Raw genomic sequence first — 17,765 nt, 5'->3', positions numbered from 1 at the left:
ACAGGAATATGAAAGCAAGGCAAAACAAGGTCTTTCCGTTTATGCTGATAAAAATAAAAAAGGAGCAGCGATGTATACCCTGACGTGGCAACCCCCTTACGACTGGCAGTGGATGTTTGGCTTTCTTGGCGCGCGTGCGGTGACGGGCATTGAAACCGTCACGAGCGACTACTACGAGCGCAGCTTTGCCTGCGACGGCCATCAGGGGATATTTCGCGTGACGCCGGATATCGCTACCCATACGCTGATTGTGACGCTCAGCCCGGGGTTGGTTCCGGTTGCGCAGACGTGTCTTGAACGCATCGCGCGCCTGTTCGATCTCGCCTGTAACCCGCAGCACATCGCGGATACGCTGGGGGATCTCGGCGCTGCCCGCCCCGGCTTGCGTCTGCCGGGGGCGATGGATGCGTACGAGCAGGGCGTCCGGGCTATTCTCGGGCAGTTAGTCAGCGTGGCGATGGCGGCGAAACTGGCTTCCCGCGTTGTCGCCCTGTGCGGTGAGCCGGTGAAGGATGCACCGGGTTATGTCTGCTTTCCCTCCCCGCAAGCGCTGGCCGCTGCCGATCCGCTGGCGCTTAAGGCGCTCGGGATGCCGGTAAAACGCGCGGAGGCGCTGATTCATCTGGCGCAGTCGGTTGTTGACGGGACGTTTCCGTTGACGCCGCCTGAGGACGTTGAGGCGGGCATGAAGGCGCTACAGCAGCGGCCGGGCATCGGGCGCTGGACGGCAAATTACCTGGCCCTGAGAGGCTGGCAGGCGAAAGATGTGTTCCTGCCGGATGATTATCTGATTAAGCAACGCTTCGCCGGGATGACCCCCGCGCAGATCCGTCGTTACGCCGAGCGCTGGCAGCCGTGGCGCTCCTACGCGCTGCTGCACATCTGGTATACCGACGGCTGGACGCCGTCAGTTGATGGCGAAATAACTGGTGTTGAGCAGTAGATCCAGCGGCTGCGGCTCGGCGATGGTGTCGCCATAGATAAAATCAATGCCGATGCCGGAAAGCGTATCCATCATGATGGGCTGGTTGCAGGGGCCCGCGATGGTTTTCATCCCCAGACGCTGGGCGTGGCCCTGAACGATGGTCACCATCATCTCATCCATCAGATTACCATATACGTTGCTCACCACCTCGGCGTCCAGCATCAGATAATCGGCCATGTTCGGGCTCAGATGGCTGAAGACGTTCATGTCGCGCCCTATCTGGCTGAAGATCACCCGGCAGCCCGCCTGGCGAAGCTTTTGCAGCCCTCGCTGCAGATTCTCATCCGGGTTACACACCACGTCGCTCGCGATAACCAGATGCAGCAGACGGCCCGGCATGGGGCTGTTATCGAGCAGGTCGAGGAGTTCATCGACCAGCGTTACGCTGGCTAAACCGGCGGCAGAGAGCGGCAGTGCTACCCCCATCCCTTTACGGGCGACCTGTGCGGCAGAGGTGCGGAAAAACTCACCAAAGATACGTCTGTCGAGGGCGTGCAGCAGTTCGGGCTCCGCCAGACCAGAACGGAAGGCGTGCTCCTCCTGGACTTCACCCTGGCTGGTCCACAGGCGTAGCGAAATCAGCCAGAAGTTACAGCTTTCCGGTATGCGCGGGGAGGCGACGCTGCGGGCTATCATCATCAGATGATTGTCTTTGATCATATGCCACTGTTCGTCCAGCGACATCATGCTGCGCGCGCTCCGATCCCGCTCCTGCTGCGGTTCGTACACCGTCACGATGCCGCGCCCGCTGTTTTTCGAGGCATAACAGGCAATATCCGCCTGCGACATCACTTCTGACGCCTGGTTATTATGCTCATCAATCAGCGTGATCCCTGCGCTGGCGCCAATCCGGTGCAGGCGACCTTCCCACATAAAGTGATAGTCATTGATGGTATGGATCAAACGCCCGGTGATATAGCGCGCGCTCTCAATATTGCAGTCCGGCAGCAGCAGCCCAAACTCGTCGCCGCCCAGGCGCGCCAGCACGTCGCTGGAGCGAAGCATGGTTAGCATCATGGAAGAGAGTTCCCGCAGCAGGGCATCTCCCGCCGCATGACCTGCGCTATCATTGACGGCTTTGAAGCGGTCCAGATCGATAAAGACCAGCGCATGACGCTGACGCGTCTCGCGAACGGTTTGCAGAAGCCGTTTGAGATGGTTTTCGAAGCTGACCCGATTTGCCAGGTGGGTGAGGGCATCGTGCGACGCGCTGTAGCTTAGCTGACGCAGCATTTTGCGCGACTCGGTGACGTCCTGAATAACGATCACCGAGCCAATACTGTGCCCATCAAGGGTACTGAGTGGCGTAATGCTGTAGTGAATATCAAACGATCCGCCGGTGCGGCAGTTCAGCACTACGTCCTGGTCGATATCGGAGCGTGACATATCGCCGCTGTGAATATTCTCCATCAGCGGGCCCCGTTCCCCAAAGGTGATGTGTAACACCTTCAGGATCGGCTGGCCGATGGCCTCGGTCTGCAGCCAGCCGCTCATCTTCTCGGCGACCGGGTTCATAAAGGTGACGTTCATGTTGATATCGGTACAGAGCACCGCTTCGCCGATGGAGTCGAGCGTAATGTGCAGGCGCTCTTTTTCCTGAAACAGCGCTTCGTTAAGCTCCTTCACCTCGGTCATGTCCATATTGATGCCGAGCAAACGTTCGACTTCACCCTCTTTATTCAGCACCCGGTTGGCCAGGGAGCGTATATGGCGCACGCCTTCCTTCACGCGGATACGGAATTCAAGCTTAAACGGCAGACGAGAAACCAGTGAATCCCGCAGCACCTGCTCCGCATGGGCGCGATCCTCCGGCAATATTCTTTCGTGCCAGAGCTGCCAGGTGGGCTTGATGTGCGGCGGAATTTCATACAGCTCAAACATCCGCTTATCCCAGCTGATGATGTCTGGCTCCAGATCCCACTCCCAGATGCCGATGCCGCCCGCTTCGTTGGCCAGCGTAATGCGTTCCATCAGCCGTTTATTGACCCACTCGGTCTGCTTCAGATCGTTAATGTCTTCAATCTGGGCGATGAAATAGAGCGGCGAGCCATCGGCATGGCGCACGACGGAGACGGCCAGAAGCGCCCAGACGACCTCTCCGTTGCGCGTGTAATAGCGCTTTTCAAGGGTGTAGGTGTTGATCTCGCCGTTGACCAGCTGCTCCAGCTGTTCCAGGTCGGTATGCAAATCTTCCGGCCAGGTGAGCTGCTGGAAGGTGAGCGACTGTAGCTCGGTCTGGCTGTAACCGAGGAAATTGCACAGCGCCTTGTTAGCCTGAAGCCACTGGCCCTCCATGCTGACTAACGCCATACCGATGGCGGAATACTCCATTGCATTACGAAAGCGCTCTTCGCTCTCGGTGATGTGTTTGCGTTCGGCACGGAAGGCATACATCACCATGGTCATCACGTTAGCGGGGAGGAGGAGCATCAGGAACGGCAGCCACGGCGCGTTCATCATCGGCCCGGCATGTTGGGTGGTCAGCGCCGAAGGGTTATGGGCAATCATCAGTGAAACGACCATCACGGTAACCAGAAACACCATGAACGCTTCCATCCGCGGCAAGCGCACGGCGCTCCACATCAGCAGGACAATCACGCAGGTAAAGGGCCACGGCAGCCAGGTGATGGATGCCCAGCTGAGGGCCAGCGTTACGGCCATGGTAACCAGGGTTTCCAGCAGCAATCTCGGATCACGGTGGCGGAGCAGGTAATGGGATTTAAACAGCAGCCCCAGCGGCACCAGCGCCAGCGCGCCAATGGATTCAGATAGCACCCAGACGATGAAATTACGCAGCGGCTCAGGGCCGGGGATCAGAAGCGTCATCAGAATACCGCCCACCAGCGGCGGCACCAGCGCGCTGCCTATTGCCAGGCGGATCCAGTCGTTTAAATTTTGCAGCGGGTTGTACCACGGAAGCAGCTTGCGCAGTAACACGGCACCGATGATGGCCTCAATAACGTTTATTGCGGTGTAGGTGGGGTTTATCGACGCCCAGGAGAACAGCATCCACGAGGCCAGAATATTGCCAAATGAACAGGCCAGGGCTATCCCGGGCCACATTTTTCCTGCATGGCGGTAAAACGCCACCATCATAATGGCGGTAGGAAACCAGAGTGGCGCCAGCAGGGTACCGAAGCGGGTAAGCTCCAGCGAAAATAAGGTAAAGATAAAGGTGACCAGGCCCAGACAGACAAGTCGTAATAAAGGATGTGGGGTGGTAACCAAAACCCGCTGGTATTGTTTATTCATTACCGCTTTATCCAGAGACGCCATGCCGTCAGGAGAGAAGTGCGCACGAGTGAATTTGATAATTTGGTTTATGCTAGTACAAACAATTTACAATTCATATGGCGACTGCTCATAATTTGACATCATAGACTTATTAAATAGTTACTCGCTAAAAAATTCCTGTTAAACGCTGAAAAAACGGTCATTAAAATTTCTCTCAGGGAGCAATGCGCCACTTTTCAGCCTGTCTCGCAGAACCTGCGCATTCGACTGGTATCACGCCCGCGAAATCCCTATAATTGCCGCGTTTGACGCTCCGGCGTCGTCCTTCCTTAACATCCAGGTTATTCAGGTCGCTAAATTTATGACTGATAAGTCTCATCAGTGCGTCATTATAGGCATCGCCGGCGCATCGGCTTCAGGTAAAAGTCTAATTGCCAGTACGCTTTATCGCGAACTGCGTGAACAGGTAGGTGATGAGCATATCGGCGTCATTCCCGAAGACAGCTACTACAAAGATCAATCCCATCTGTCGATGGAAGAACGTGTAAAAACCAACTACGACCACCCGAATGCGATGGATCACAGTTTACTGTTCCAGCATTTAGAAGCGCTTAAGAGCGGCCAGGCGATCGAACTGCCCGTTTACAGTTACGTAGAACACACACGTACCCAGGAAACGATCCGCATCGAGCCGAAGAAGGTCATTATCCTTGAAGGCATCCTGCTCCTGACCGATGCCCGCCTGCGTGAATCCATGAACTTCTCCATCTTCGTCGATACCCCGCTGGATATCTGCCTGATGCGCCGCATCAAGCGTGACGTTAACGAGCGCGGCCGTTCGATGGACTCCGTCATGGCGCAATACCAGAAAACGGTCCGTCCGATGTTCCTGCAGTTTATTGAACCATCCAAACAATACGCCGATATCATCGTGCCTCGCGGGGGCAAAAACCGCATTGCTATTGATATCTTAAAAGCGAAAATCAGCCAGTTTTTTGAATAAGCCGCGCGAATTGTGTACCGTTCAGAGATAACCTGGTTTTACCCTGAGCGTTCAACGGCTCAGGGTACGATGCATGAAAGGAGAAAGCACCATGCGTCTTTGCGATCGTGATATTGAAGCCTGGCTGGATGAAGGCCGCTTGTCTATTACCCCACGTCCCCCCGTGGAGCGTATCAATGGGGTGACCGTTGATGTACGGTTGGGGAATAAATTCCGCACCTTTAGCGGCCATACTGCGCCGTTCATCGACCTCAGCGGGCCGAAGGATGAAGTCAGCGCCGCGCTCGATCGCGTCATGAGTGATGAAATCATCATTGACGAAGGCGAAGCTTTTTATCTGCACCCGGGTGAACTGGCGCTGGCGGTGACGTATGAATCCGTGACCCTGCCTGCGGATCTCGTCGGCTGGCTTGATGGCCGTTCTTCTCTGGCCCGCCTGGGGCTGATGGTTCACGTGACCGCGCACCGTATCGACCCAGGCTGGTCCGGCCGTATCGTGCTGGAGTTCTTCAACGCCGGTAAACTGCCGCTGGCGCTGCGACCCGGAATGATGATCGGTGCGTTAAGCTTTGAACCGCTGACAGGCCCGGCAGACCGGCCTTATAACCGCCGCCAGGACGCAAAATACCGCGACCAGCAGGGTGCGGTTGCCAGCCGTATTGATAAAGACTGATCGTTAGTCCATTGAGGATGCCATGAGAAGAGTTCTGACAACGCTGATGATTTTGCTGGTAGTGCTGGTTGCTGGCCTTTCGGCGTTGGTTCTGCTGGTCAACCCGAATGATTTCCGCGCTTACATGGTGCGGCAGGTCGAGGCACGCAGTGGTTACCAACTGAAGCTTGACGGGCCGCTGCGCTGGCACGTCTGGCCGCAGCTCAGCATTCTCTCTGGCCGCATGTCGTTAACCGCGCCGGGCGCGGCACAGCCGCTGGTCTCTGCGGACAACATGCGTCTCGATGTGGCGCTGATCCCGCTCATCTCCCATCAGCTGCAGGTTAAGCAGGTGATGCTGAAGGGCGCGGTCATTCAGCTTACCCCGCAGACCGAAGCCGTGCGTGACGCGAATGCGCCGGTTGCGCCGCGCGAGAATACCTTACCGGATGAACCGTCCGATACGGGCTGGTCCTTTGATATAGGCAAACTGAAAGTGGCCGATAGCGTGCTGGTGTTCCAGCATGAGGATCAGGAGCAGGTCACCGTTCGCAACATCAGCCTGCAGATGGAACAGGATGAACACCATCTTGCGTCGCTGGAATTTAGCGGACGGGTAAACCGCGACCAGCGCGATCTGTCCCTCTCGTTGAATGCAAACGTGAATGCGTCGGACTACCCGCATCAGCTGACGGCCGACATCCAGCAGCTTAGCTGGCAGCTGACGGGCGCGGATCTCCCGACCCAGGGGATCGCCGGGCAGGGGACGCTGCAGGCCGTATGGCGCGAAGAGCAAAAACAGCTGGCGCTGGATAACCTTAATCTGCAGGCCAACGACAGCAGCCTGAAAGGTCAGGCGAGCGTCACGCTCGACGATAAGCCGAAGTGGGTGCTGAACCTGCAGTTTGACAAGCTTAACCTGGAGAACATCCTGCCACCGGTGCCGGCAAGCGCAACGGACAGCGATGCCGTGCAGACGGGGCAAAGCCAGTCACCGGTGTCGCGTCCGGTTATCTCGTCCAACCTTGAACAGCCTGACTATAACGTGCTGCGCGGCTTCACGGCGGATATTCTGCTGAAAGCCAACAGCGTGCGCTGGCGCGGTATTGATTTTACCGACGTGAGCGGCCAGATGTTCAACCACAACGGGTTGCTGGTAATTTCAGAACTGAGCGGCAAAATGGGGGCGGGTCACCTGTCACTTCCGGGTACGCTGGACGTGCGTAAGGACGTTGCCAGCGCTGAATTCCAGCCGCGTCTCGACAACGTTGAGATTGGCAGCATCCTCAAAGCCTTTAACTATCCGATATCCCTGACGGGTCAGCTGACGCTGGCGGGCGATTTCTCAGGCACCAAAATTGATGCCAACGCCTTCCGCCGTGAGTGGCAGGGCGAGGCGCATGTTGACCTGAAAGATTCGCGAATGGAAGGGCTCAACTTCCAGCAGCTGGTTCAGCAGGCGGTGGAGCGCAGCAGCGATGTTAAAGCCCAGGAAAACTACGACAGCGCAACTCGCCTCGACAGCTTCACCACTGACCTGACGCTGGATAACGGGGTGCTGACACTGGACGGAATGCAGGGAACTTCATCTATGCTGTCGTTAACCGGAGAAGGCTCGCTGGATCTGGTCAAAGAGACGGCGGACACGCGCTTTAACGTCCGGGTGCTTTCCGGCTGGCAGGGCGAAAGCAAGTTGATTGACTTCCTCAAAGAGACGCCGGTTCCGCTTAGCGTATACGGCAAATGGCAGGCGCTGAACTACAGCCTTCAGGTAGATCAGATCCTGCGTAAGCATCTGCAGGATGAAGCGAAGCGTCGGCTCAACAGCTGGGCGGATCGTAATAAAGATTCCCAGAACGGCAAGGATGTGAAGAAGCTGCTGGATAAGCTTTGACGGCGGTGCGGCCTGAAGCCCTCACCCAGACCCTCTCCCACGGGAGAGGGAGCAAACACAAAAACGGCAACGGGGTTGCCGTTTTGTTTTACCTAAACCTCAAAATCCAGCTCTTCCTCATCCCGCAGTGGAATAAGCTGCACTTTCTGCACGCGATGGTTTTCAATCTGCAGGGTTTTAAGCAGATAGTCGCCCACCTGAACCTCTTCTCCCGGCTGCGGGATGCGCTGCAAATACTCCATCAGCAGACCGGCAATGGTGTGGTATTCCCGTTTTTCATCCAGCGGTAGCGGCACGTACTGCACAAGGTCTTCCAGCGGCATGTGGCCGTTGGCCGTCCACGAGCCGTCAGCGTTTTTCTGAATGTCGTGGCGGGCATCAATCTCATCCACCTCGTTTGGCAGATTACCGGCGATGGTTTCCATTACGTCGCTGAGCGTGACCAGCCCTTCCACCGAACCAAATTCATCCACCACAAACGCGAAGTGGGTGCGCGCGTGGCGGAACTGCTCCAGCGCGGAGAGCAGCGGAAGCGCTTCCGGGAAGACCAGCGGCTGGCGTACCAGCACACGCAGGTTGAGCGGCTCGCCGTGCAGCTGCTGCTGGAGCAGGTCAATCACGTGTACCACCCCCAGCAGCTCCTCTTCCTCTTCACCGCCGGTGACCACCACGCGGGTGTGCTGGTTTTTATCCAGCAGGGCGCGGATCTGCTCTTCCGGTGCCGTGAGGTCAATATGCTCAATGTCATGCCGGGAGGTCATGATGCTGCTGACCGTGCGCTGATTCAGGTTGAGCACGCGCTCGATCATCAGCCGCTCCTGCGGGTTAAAGATTTGCCCGTCGCTGTGATCGGCCAGCAGGGCAGAGGATTCGGCGTCCAGCTCGGCATCCTCTTTTCTGCCGCTCAACAGGCGCATCACGGTGTCGGCCGTGCGCTGGCGCAGGGTCTGATTCGCGGAGAGAAACCGGCGGCGGTTAAATATCGCCAGCTGGTTGAGCGCTTCAATCATGACGGAGAAGCCAATGGCGGCGTACAGGTAGCCTTTCGGAATGTGGAAGCCGAAACCGTCGGCGACCAGGCTGAAGCCAATCATCAGCAAGAAGCTGAGACAGAGGATCACGATTGTCGGGTGGCTGTTCACAAAGCGGGTCAGTGCTTTGCTTGCCATCACCATCAGCGTGATGGCGATAATTACCGCGGCCATCATGACGGCGAGATGGTCCACCATCCCGACGGCGGTAATCACCGAATCCAGGGAGAAGACCGCATCAAGCACCACAATTTGCGCCACCACCGGCCAGAATCTCGCCCCGCGTCGCTGGGTCGGGTTCTCGCTGTCCTTGCCTTCGAGCCGTTCGTTAAGCTCCACCGTGGCTTTGAACAGCAGGAACAGCCCGCCGAAGAGCATGATCAGGTCGCGCGCGCTAAAGCTCAGGCCGCGAACGGAGAACAGAGGCTGAGTGAGCGTGACCATCCAGGAGATAGAGGCCAGCAGCAGTAAACGCATCACCATCGCCAGCAGCAGACCCGTCACGCGCGCGCGGTCGCGCTGGGAAGGGGGCAGTTTTTCAGCGAGGATGGCGATAAACACCAGATTATCAATACCGAGCACTAATTCGATGACGACCAACGTCACCAGCCCGGCCCAGATTGATGGATCGGCAATCCATTCCATAGTAATAGCAATACCTTCTGTTATATGACGAATGTCACACTTCGATCATGGATAAAGCTGGGGGAAAATGCAATGTCGGGCTGAGATTTCTCTTAATACGATGCGTAAAAAAGAGAGCAGTCTCAGATGAGTGTAAATAAGCAAAATACGTATATTTTATTATTTTGAGTGCTTTTTAGGATATATCGCAGATAATGGTTTTTACTCTCTTTTTGTCAATATAAAGAAAATCCTAAAAGGTCAAAACTTTGCTCTTAATATTAATCTTAAAAACAGATATTAGGACAGTTGTCTCCTTGCCTGCTATTAGGTTAGCTGCAACAATTCTCCCAGCATCAAATGTTAAATCTTGTTGTTGCTATTATTGTTTTGGTCTTCGGAATGGTCATTCATTATCCGTTGTGTATTTCAAGCGGCTGATATATTTCCAGAAGACCTTACTCAAGAGGGTGTCTATCCATAACACATTGTTTAGTCAGTGGATTGGTAACTGAAAGCCAAGGGCGGTAGCGTGCCTGAAAGCGTGTGAATCAGCCTCGATTATTCTGTCAATAGCCAATGGATGAATAAGCTTTTTTTAGGACTGATGCCAGTTATATTTCTATTTGATTAACTGCATGCTGAAACCCAATACGTCTCAGGCTTATTTAAATTGCACAGGATAATTACTCTGCCAAAGTGATAAATAATCAATGATGAAATCCAAAATGAAATTGATGCCATTATTGGTGTCTGTGACCTTGATGAGTGGTTGCACGGTCTTTCCCGGCAGCAATATGTCAACAATGGGTAAGGATGTGATCAAGCAACAGGATGCCGATTTTGATCTCGACAAAATGGTGAATGTTTATCCACTTACGCCACGTCTGGTCGAACAATTACGTCCACGTCCGAATGTTGCCCAGCCGAATATGTCTCTGGACCAGGAAATTGCCTCCTATCAGTATCGCGTGGGGCCGGGCGACGTGATCAACGTGACCGTCTGGGACCACCCTGAACTGACCACGCCAGCGGGCCAGTACCGTAGCTCAAGCGACACCGGGAACTGGGTACAGTCAGATGGCACCATGTTCTATCCGTACATTGGTAAAGTACATGTCGCCGGGAAAACGCTTGCCGAGATCCGTAGTGATATTACCGGCCGCTTAGCGCAGTACATCGCCGACCCGCAGGTGGACGTTAATATCGCCGCATTCCGCTCGCAAAAAGCCTATATCTCCGGTCAGGTGAACAAATCCGGCCAGCAGGCCATCACCAACGTTCCGCTCACCGTTCTGGACGCCATTAACGCCGCGGGCGGCTTAACCGACGGCGCCGACTGGCGCAACGTGGTGCTGACCCACAACGGCAAAGAGCAGCGCATTTCGCTGCAGGCGCTGATGCAAAACGGCGACCTGACCCAAAACCGCCTGCTCTATCCGGGCGATATTCTCTACGTACCGCGCAACGACGATCTGAAAGTCTTCGTGATGGGTGAAGTGAAGAAACAGAGCACCCTCAAAATGGACTTCAGCGGCATGACCCTGACCGAAGCGCTGGGCAATGCTGAAGGTATCGATCTGACCACCTCTAACGCGACCGGTATCTTCGTCATCCGTCCGCTGAAGGGTGAAGGCAGCGCGAAGGGCAAGATTGCCAACATCTACCAGCTGGATATGTCCGATGCGACGTCTCTGGTGATGGCGACGGAGTTCCGTCTCCAGCCATACGATGTGGTTTACGTCACCACCGCGCCGGTTGCCCGCTGGAACCGTCTGATCAACCAGTTGCTGCCAACCATCAGTGGCGTTCGCTACATGACGGATACGGCGCGCGACATTCATACCTGGTAATCCGCGATGTTTAACAAAATTCTGGTGGTATGCGTGGGGAACATTTGCCGTTCCCCCACGGCTGAACGGCTGTTGAAACAGTACCAGCCCGAGTTAACGGTCGAGTCCGCAGGGCTGGGCGCGCTGGTGGGCAAAGGTGCCGACGAGCGCGCCACGAGCGTGGCCCGCGATCACAACCTCTCTCTTGACGGGCATATCGCCCGCCAGGTCACCGGCCGCATGTGCCGGGAGTATGACCTGATTCTGGCAATGGAAAAACGCCATATTCATGCGCTGTGCGATATCGCTCCGGAGATGCGCGGCAAGGTGATGCTGTTTGGTCACTGGGACAACGAACGCGAAATCCCCGATCCGTATCGCAAGAGCCATGAAGCCTTCGAGGCGGTTTACACCTTACTTGACCAGTCTGCCCAACAGTGGGCGCAGGCACTGAAAGCTCAGCAGGGATAACAATGACAGAAAAAACAAGACCTTCTGCCGCCCCGACTTCGGGCAGTGATGAAATTGATATTGGTCGCCTGGTCGGCACGGTTATCGAGGCAAAGTGGTGGGTGCTTGGCATTACTGCCGTGTTTGCCGCAGCGGCCGTCGTGTATACGCTGTTCGCCACACCAATCTACAGCGCCGACGCGCTGGTGCAGATCGAGCAGAATACCGGCAACTCGCTGGTGCAGGATATCGGCTCCGCGCTGGCGAACAAACCGCCAGCATCCGACGCTGAAATTCAGCTGATCCAGTCGCGTCTGGTGCTGGGTAAAACGGTTCACGACCTCGGACTCGACATCTCCGTCACCAAAAATACGTTTCCGATCTTCGGTGCCGGCTGGGACCGTCTGATGGGGCGCAGCAATGACACCGTAAAGGTCACTGACTTTGTGCTGCCGAAAGGGGCGGGGGATCAAACCTTTACCCTGACGGTGCTGGGCCCGAAACAGTATCAGCTGACCAGCGATGCGGGCTTTAGCGCACGCGGCGAAGTGGGGCAGATGCTGAACAAAGACGGCGTTAGCATGATGGTTAGCGCGATCCACGCCCAGGAGGGCGGTGAATTCACCGTGACCAAATTCTCCACGCTGGGAATGATCAACAATCTGCAGAACAACCTGACCGTCACCGAAAACGGTAAGGACACCGGCGTGCTGAGCATGACCTTTACCGGTGAAGATAAGGATCAAATTCGCGACATCCTGAACAGCATTACCCGCAACTACCTTGAGCAGAACGTCGAGCGCAAGTCGGCGGAAGCGGCGAAAAGCCTGGCGTTCCTCGCTAAACAGCTCCCGGAAGTGCGTGCCCGTCTGGATGATGCCGAGAACAAGCTGAACGCCTACCGTCAGGATAAAGACTCCGTCGACCTGCCGCTGGAGGCCAAATCGGTTCTCGACTCGATGGTGAATATTGATGCGCAGCTCAACGAGCTGACTTTCAAAGAGGCAGAGATTTCCAAGCTTTACACCAAACGCCACCCGGCCTACCGCACGCTGCTGGAGAAGCGCCGCACTCTCGAAGAGGAGAAGGCGAAGCTGAACGACCGCGTGACCGCGATGCCGAAAACGCAGCAGGAGATCGTCCGCCTGACCCGAGACGTGGAATCCGGACAGCAGGTTTACATGCAGCTGCTGAACAAACAGCAGGAGCTGAAAATCACCGAGGCCAGCACCGTGGGCGACGTGCGCATCGTCGACCCGGCCATTACCCAGCCTGGCGTACTGAAGCCGAAGAAAGCGCTGATTATTCTCGGCAGCATCATTCTTGGCCTGATGCTCTCTATCGTTGGCGTGCTGCTGCGCTCGCTGTTCAACCGCGGCATCGAAAGCCCGCAGGTGCTGGAAGAGAGTGGTATCAACGTCTATGCCAGCATTCCGCTGTCTGAGTGGCAAAAATCCCGTGACAGCGTCAAGACCATCAAGGGCGTTAAGCGTTACAAACAGAGCCAGCTGCTGGCCGTGGGTAACCCAACCGACCTGGCGATTGAAGCGATACGCAGCCTGCGTACCAGCCTGCACTTCGCCATGATGCAGGCTAAAAACAACGTCCTGATGTTAACCGGCGTCAGCCCGTCAATCGGTAAGACCTTTGTCTGTGCCAACCTGGCGGCTGTGGTAAGCCAGACCAACAAGCGCGTGCTGCTGATCGACTGCGATATGCGTAAGGGTTATACCCACGAACTGCTGGGCACCAACAACGTGAACGGTCTGTCGGAAATTCTGCTGGGTCAGGGAGAGATTAGCCAGAGCGCCAAGCCGACCTCGATTCCGAGATTCGACCTGATCCCGCGTGGTCAGGTGCCGCCGAACCCGTCTGAACTGCTGATGAGCGAACGCTTCACCCAGCTGATTGAGTGGGCGAGCAAAAACTATGACCTGGTGCTGATCGATACGCCGCCAATTCTGGCCGTGACCGATGCCGCCGTGGTTGGCCGTCATGCGGGTACCACGCTGATGGTGGCGCGCTATGCGGTGAACACCCTGAAGGAAGTGGAAACCAGCCTGAGCCGCTTCGAGCAGAACGGCATTGAGGTGAAAGGGGTCATCCTGAACTCCATCTTCCGCCGCGCGACCGGGTACCAGGATTACGGTTATTACGAGTACGAATACAAGTCTGACAGCAAATAACAAAACACCCCCCCTCACCCTAACCCTCTCCCCAGAGGGGAGAGGGAACTGTCCGGTGCCGCCTTTCACCCTCTCCCCTCAGGGGAGAGGGCCGGGGTGAGGGGTAGGAGGAAAAGATGACCACACAACGCCCTTTAGTTTCTATCTATATGCCGACATGGAACCGTCAGCAGCTGGCGATCCGCGCTATTAAGTCGGTCTTACGTCAGGATTACGATAACTGGGAACTGATCATCGTGGATGACTGTTCTTCCTCGTATGAACAGCTGCAAAAATTTGTCACCGAACTCAACGATCCGCGCGTGATGTACACCCATAACCCGATTAACTCCGGGGCGTGCGCGGTGCGTAATCAGGCGATTATGCAGGCCAAAGGGCAGTATCTGACCGGCATCGACGACGATGACGAATGGACGCCGAACCGCCTGTCCGTCTTCCTTTCGCATAAAGAGCAGCTGGTCACGCACGCTTTTCTGTATGCCAACGACTATGTCTGCCAGGGCGAGGTTTACTCGCAGCCCGCGAGCCTGCCGCTGTATCCGAAATCACCGTACTCTCGTCGCCTGTTCTACAAGCGCAACATTATCGGTAATCAGGTCTTTACCTGGGCGTGGCGCTTTAAGGAGTGCCTGTTCGATACTCAACTGAAGGCCGCGCAGGATTACGACATCTTCTTGCGGATGGTGGTGGAGTACGGCGAGCCGTGGAAAGTGGAAGAGGCCACGCAGATCCTGCACATCAACCACGGGGAGATGCAGATCACCTCCTCACCGAAGAAGTTTTCAGGCTATTTCCATTTTTACCGCAAGCACAAGGACAAGTTTGACCGTGCCAGCCGCAAGTATCAGCTCTTTACCCTGTATCAGATCCGCAATAAGCGCATGAACTGGCGCACCCTGCTGACGCTGCTGTCGGTGCGTAACGGCAAGCGTCTGGCTGACGGGCTTCGGGGGAAATAATGTTTCTGGAAGATTGCCGCGCAAACAGCTGGAGCCTGCGCCCGTGCTGCATGGTTCTGGCGTACCGCATCGCACACTTTTGCTCGGTGTGGCGCAAGAAAAACGTACTGAACAATATCTGGGCGGCACCGATTCTGGTGCTGTACCGCATCATCACCGAATGCTTTTTTGGCTATGAAATCCAGGCCGCTGCCACCATTGGCCGCCGCTTTACCATCCACCACGGCTATGCGGTGGTGATCAACAAGTTCGTGGTTGCAGGCGATGATTTCACCATTCGCCACGGGGTGACGATCGGTAACCGCGGGCCGGACAGCCTGGCCTGCCCGGTGATCGGCAATAACGTCGAGCTGGGGGCGAACGTGGTGATGATTGGCGACATTACGATTGGTAACAACGTGACGATCGGGGCGGGCAGCGTGGTGCTGGACAGCATTCCGGATAACGCGCTGGTGGTGGGAGAGAAAGCCCGCGTGAAGGTGATTAAATGAACATTCTGCAATTTAACGTACGCCTCGCAGAAGGCGGAGCTGCAGGCGTGGCGCTGGATCTGCACCAGCGTGCCCTGCAAAAAGGACTTCAGTCCCGGTTTATTTACGGCTACGGCAAAGGCGGCAAGAAAAGCGTCAGCCATGATAACTTCCCGCAGGTGCACAAGCACACGCCGCGTCTGACTTCTGTTGCCAACATTGCGCTGTTCCGCCTGTTTAACCGCGACCTGTTTGGCAACCTGAACAGTCTATATCGCACCGTGACCCGCACTACCGGCCCGGTTGTGCTGCATTTTCACGTGCTGCACAGCTACTGGCTGAATCTGGAAGAGGTGGTGGCGTTTTGTCAGAAGGTGCAGGCCCACAAGCCCGACACCCGCTTCGTCTGGACGCTGCACGATCACTGGAGCGTAACCGGACGCTGCGCGTTTACCGACGGCTGCGAAGGCTGGAAAGATAGCTGCCAGAAATGCCCGACGTTGAACAACTATCCGCCGGTGAAGGTGGATCGCGCGCATCAGCTGGTACACGGAAAGCGTCAGTTGTTCCGCGACATGCTTTCGCTCGGCTGCACGTTTATCTCCCCGAGCCAGCACGTGGCCGACGCCTTCAACAGCCTGTATGGGGCAGGGCGCTGTCAGATTATCAACAACGGTATCGACGTGGCGACGGAAGCCATCCTGGCCGAGCTGACGCCGGTGGCTGAAACCGCGGGCAAACCGAAAATTGCCATCGTTGCGCACGATCTGCGCTACGACGGCAAAACCAACCAGCAGCTGGTGCGCGACATGATGGCGCTCGGCGACAAAATTGAACTGCATACCTTTGGCAAATTCTCGCCGTTCGAAGGCGCTAACGTGGTGAATCACGGGTTTGAAACCGACAAGCGCAAGCTGATGAGCGCCCTGAATGGTATGGACGCGCTGGTGTTCAGCTCTCGCGTGGATAATTACCCGCTGATCCTCTGCGAGGCGCTCTCCATCGGCGTGCCGGTGATTGCCACCCACAGCGATGCAGCGCGCGAAGTGCTGGAAAAATCCGGCGGAAAAACCTTCGCCGCGCACGAGGTCCTGCCTCTGGTGCAGCTGCCGAAGGCGCAGATCGCCGAGGCCGTTTTTGGCACTGACCTGGAATCGTTCCGCAACCGCAGCCGCAAGGCCTACAGTGGACAACAGATGCTGGAGGAGTATGTCTCGTTCTATCAGAATCTGTAGTTATCTGCTGCTGCCGCTGATCTACCTGCTGGTCAACGTCAAAATTGCCCAGCTCGGCGAAAGCTTCCCGATAACCATCGTGACTTTTTTGCCCGTTCTGCTTCTGCTGTATGTCGATAAAATCAACCTGAAGAAGCTGATGATTGCCCTGGGGCTGGGCACGGGCCTGACGCTGTTTAACTACATCTTTGGCCAGTCGCTGGATGCCAGTAAATACGTCACTTCAACCATGCTGTTTGTTTATATCGTTATTATTATTGGCATGGTCTGGAGTATTCGCTTCAAAACTATTTCACCGCACAATTATCGGAAAATCCTCAGGTTCTTTTATATTGCCGTTGCGTTAATTGTTGTGCTTGCCGCACTGGAAATGGCGCAGATTATTTTGACCGGTGGCAGCAGCCTGATGGAGATAATTTCGAAATATCTCATTTACAGTAACAGCTATGTACTGAACTTCATTAAGTTTGGTGGGAAGCGTACAACGGCGCTCTATTTTGAACCGGCGTTTTTCGCTCTGGCGTTAATCTCAATTTGGCTCAGCATCAAACAGTTTGGTATCAAAACGCCTAAGACCGATGCTATGATTCTTGCAGGAATCGTTCTGTCTGGATCGTTCTCAGGGGTAATGACATTTATCCTGTTTTACCTGCTGGAGTGGGCGTTCCAGTACCTGAACAAAGATGCGATTAAGAAAAAACTGCCGCTGGCGATAATCTCTCTGACGGTATTTTTAGTAGGCGTCATATTCGCGTTTCCGTACATTTCAGAACGTCTGGGTGATTTGGGAACGGAAGGGTCATCGTCCTATTATCGCATCATTGGTCCGCTGGTGATGGTGGGTTATTCCTTAACCCATATCGATGGTGTAGTAAGATTCGGCTCACTTTACGAATATGTTGCATCATTCGGAATCTTTAACGGTGCGGATGTGGGTAAAACCATAGACAATGGTCTGTATCTGTTAATTATTTATTTTTCATGGTTCGCCGTACTGTTGACGCTGTGGTATCTGTTTAAAGTTTTCAAAATGATGATCAACGCGTTTGGTGATAACCAGAACTTTCGCGTGCAGCTTTATCTTTTTACGCCGGTGTCGCTGTTTTTTACCGGGTCAATATTTAGCCCGGAATATGCTTTCTTGATTGTCTGTCCGTTTATTTTGCGTAAGGCGCTTAATATTACGAACGTATGACGAAATGAGGTGATT

The 17,765-nt window shown here is 55.4% G+C and carries 13 protein-coding genes; 11 read left to right on the top strand and 2 right to left on the bottom strand.

Features of this window, described 5'->3' with window-relative positions:
• Positions 1 to 70: 70 nt before the first annotated feature.
• Positions 71 to 943 (top strand): DNA-3-methyladenine glycosylase 2, encoded by an 873-nt coding sequence (gene alkA / locus ACMGGH_RS20580; protein WP_041909100.1) that lies wholly within the window; start codon positions 71 to 73, stop codon positions 941 to 943.
• Here alkA and ACMGGH_RS20575 read toward each other — a convergent pair.
• Complete coding sequence (locus ACMGGH_RS20575; protein ID WP_126300509.1) at positions 908 to 4,237, bottom strand: diguanylate cyclase; 3,330 nt, start codon at positions 4,235 to 4,237, stop codon at positions 908 to 910. The two genes, alkA and ACMGGH_RS20575, sit on opposite strands and share 36 nt — an antisense overlap.
• A 343-nt stretch (positions 4,238 to 4,580) precedes the next feature.
• On the opposite strand from ACMGGH_RS20575, the gene udk reads away from it, so the two are divergent.
• From udk to asmA, 3 genes are all read left to right on the top strand, one after another.
• Entirely contained in the window at positions 4,581 to 5,222 is a 642-nt protein-coding gene (gene udk / locus ACMGGH_RS20570) for a uridine kinase (protein ID WP_008500855.1), read from the top strand.
• Positions 5,223 to 5,313: 91 nt separating this feature from the next.
• Positions 5,314 to 5,895, top strand: a complete 582-nt coding sequence (gene dcd / locus ACMGGH_RS20565; RefSeq protein ID WP_028013805.1) for a dCTP deaminase — start codon at positions 5,314 to 5,316, stop codon at positions 5,893 to 5,895.
• A gap of 22 nt (positions 5,896 to 5,917) precedes the next feature.
• A complete protein-coding gene (gene asmA, locus ACMGGH_RS20560; RefSeq protein ID WP_232948449.1) occupies positions 5,918 to 7,768 on the top strand; it encodes an outer membrane assembly protein AsmA in 1,851 nt (616 codons plus the stop codon).
• 92 nt (positions 7,769 to 7,860) lie between these two features.
• On the opposite strand, the gene ACMGGH_RS20555 is transcribed toward asmA, so the two are convergent.
• The gene (locus ACMGGH_RS20555) at positions 7,861 to 9,444 is read right to left on the bottom strand and encodes a TerC family protein (protein WP_232948450.1); all 1,584 of its coding nucleotides are present in this window, start codon (positions 9,442 to 9,444) and stop codon (positions 7,861 to 7,863) included.
• A gap of 692 nt (positions 9,445 to 10,136) precedes the next feature.
• On the opposite strand from ACMGGH_RS20555, the gene ACMGGH_RS20550 reads away from it, so the two are divergent.
• The 7 genes from ACMGGH_RS20550 (at position 10,137) to wcaD (ending at position 17,750) form a co-directional block, all read left to right on the top strand.
• Entirely contained in the window at positions 10,137 to 11,276 is a 1,140-nt protein-coding gene (locus ACMGGH_RS20550) for a polysaccharide export protein (RefSeq protein WP_014170829.1), read from the top strand.
• A gap of 6 nt (positions 11,277 to 11,282) precedes the next feature.
• On the top strand, positions 11,283 to 11,726 hold the full coding sequence (gene wzb / locus ACMGGH_RS20545) for a low molecular weight protein-tyrosine-phosphatase Wzb (RefSeq protein ID WP_045629833.1): 444 nt from the start codon (positions 11,283 to 11,285) through the stop codon (positions 11,724 to 11,726).
• A 2-nt stretch (positions 11,727 to 11,728) separates the two neighbouring features.
• Positions 11,729 to 13,891, top strand: coding sequence for a tyrosine-protein kinase Wzc (wzc, locus tag ACMGGH_RS20540; protein WP_041909110.1), 2,163 nt, complete (start codon positions 11,729 to 11,731; stop codon positions 13,889 to 13,891).
• A 116-nt stretch (positions 13,892 to 14,007) separates the two neighbouring features.
• Positions 14,008 to 14,850 carry a colanic acid biosynthesis glycosyltransferase WcaA gene (wcaA, locus tag ACMGGH_RS20535; protein WP_232948451.1) on the top strand — a complete coding sequence of 281 codons (843 nt, stop codon included), beginning with the start codon at positions 14,008 to 14,010 and terminating at the stop codon, positions 14,848 to 14,850.
• The gene (gene wcaB, locus ACMGGH_RS20530) at positions 14,850 to 15,341 is read left to right on the top strand and encodes a colanic acid biosynthesis acetyltransferase WcaB (RefSeq protein WP_045260418.1); all 492 of its coding nucleotides are present in this window, start codon (positions 14,850 to 14,852) and stop codon (positions 15,339 to 15,341) included. Before wcaA ends, wcaB begins: the two co-directional genes overlap by 1 nt.
• Positions 15,338 to 16,555 carry a colanic acid biosynthesis glycosyltransferase WcaC gene (gene wcaC / locus ACMGGH_RS20525; RefSeq protein WP_192971309.1) on the top strand — a complete coding sequence of 406 codons (1,218 nt, stop codon included), beginning with the start codon at positions 15,338 to 15,340 and terminating at the stop codon, positions 16,553 to 16,555. The genes wcaB and wcaC overlap by 4 nt, the downstream gene beginning before the upstream one ends.
• Positions 16,530 to 17,750 carry a colanic acid polymerase WcaD gene (wcaD, locus tag ACMGGH_RS20520; RefSeq protein WP_028013797.1) on the top strand — a complete coding sequence of 407 codons (1,221 nt, stop codon included), beginning with the start codon at positions 16,530 to 16,532 and terminating at the stop codon, positions 17,748 to 17,750. Before wcaC ends, wcaD begins: the two co-directional genes overlap by 26 nt.
• Positions 17,751 to 17,765 lie beyond the last annotated feature (15 nt).

This window comes from Enterobacter sp. BNK-16 (genome assembly GCF_048684955.1).
GTDB lineage: Bacteria > Pseudomonadota > Gammaproteobacteria > Enterobacterales > Enterobacteriaceae > Enterobacter > Enterobacter bugandensis.
The sequence above is the reverse complement of the archived record's forward strand: the minus strand, read 5'-3'. Positions and strand labels throughout refer to the sequence as shown.

Bases quoted from the DNA above. Each gene is read 5' to 3' on its own strand.
- alkA (WP_041909100.1), top strand. From the start codon at position 71: ATGTATACCCTGACGTGGCAACCCCCTTACGACTGGCAGTGGATGTTT.
- ACMGGH_RS20575 (WP_126300509.1), bottom strand. From the start codon at position 4,237: ATGAATAAACAATACCAGCGGGTTTTGGTTACCACCCCACATCCTTTA.
- udk (WP_008500855.1), top strand. From the start codon at position 4,581: ATGACTGATAAGTCTCATCAGTGCGTCATTATAGGCATCGCCGGCGCA.
- dcd (WP_028013805.1), top strand. From the start codon at position 5,314: ATGCGTCTTTGCGATCGTGATATTGAAGCCTGGCTGGATGAAGGCCGC.
- asmA (WP_232948449.1), top strand. From the start codon at position 5,918: ATGAGAAGAGTTCTGACAACGCTGATGATTTTGCTGGTAGTGCTGGTT.
- ACMGGH_RS20555 (WP_232948450.1), bottom strand. From the start codon at position 9,444: ATGGAATGGATTGCCGATCCATCAATCTGGGCCGGGCTGGTGACGTTG.
- ACMGGH_RS20550 (WP_014170829.1), top strand. From the start codon at position 10,137: ATGATGAAATCCAAAATGAAATTGATGCCATTATTGGTGTCTGTGACC.
- wzb (WP_045629833.1), top strand. From the start codon at position 11,283: ATGTTTAACAAAATTCTGGTGGTATGCGTGGGGAACATTTGCCGTTCC.
- wzc (WP_041909110.1), top strand. From the start codon at position 11,729: ATGACAGAAAAAACAAGACCTTCTGCCGCCCCGACTTCGGGCAGTGAT.
- wcaA (WP_232948451.1), top strand. From the start codon at position 14,008: ATGACCACACAACGCCCTTTAGTTTCTATCTATATGCCGACATGGAAC.
- wcaB (WP_045260418.1), top strand. From the start codon at position 14,850: ATGTTTCTGGAAGATTGCCGCGCAAACAGCTGGAGCCTGCGCCCGTGC.
- wcaC (WP_192971309.1), top strand. From the start codon at position 15,338: ATGAACATTCTGCAATTTAACGTACGCCTCGCAGAAGGCGGAGCTGCA.
- wcaD (WP_028013797.1), top strand. From the start codon at position 16,530: ATGTCTCGTTCTATCAGAATCTGTAGTTATCTGCTGCTGCCGCTGATC.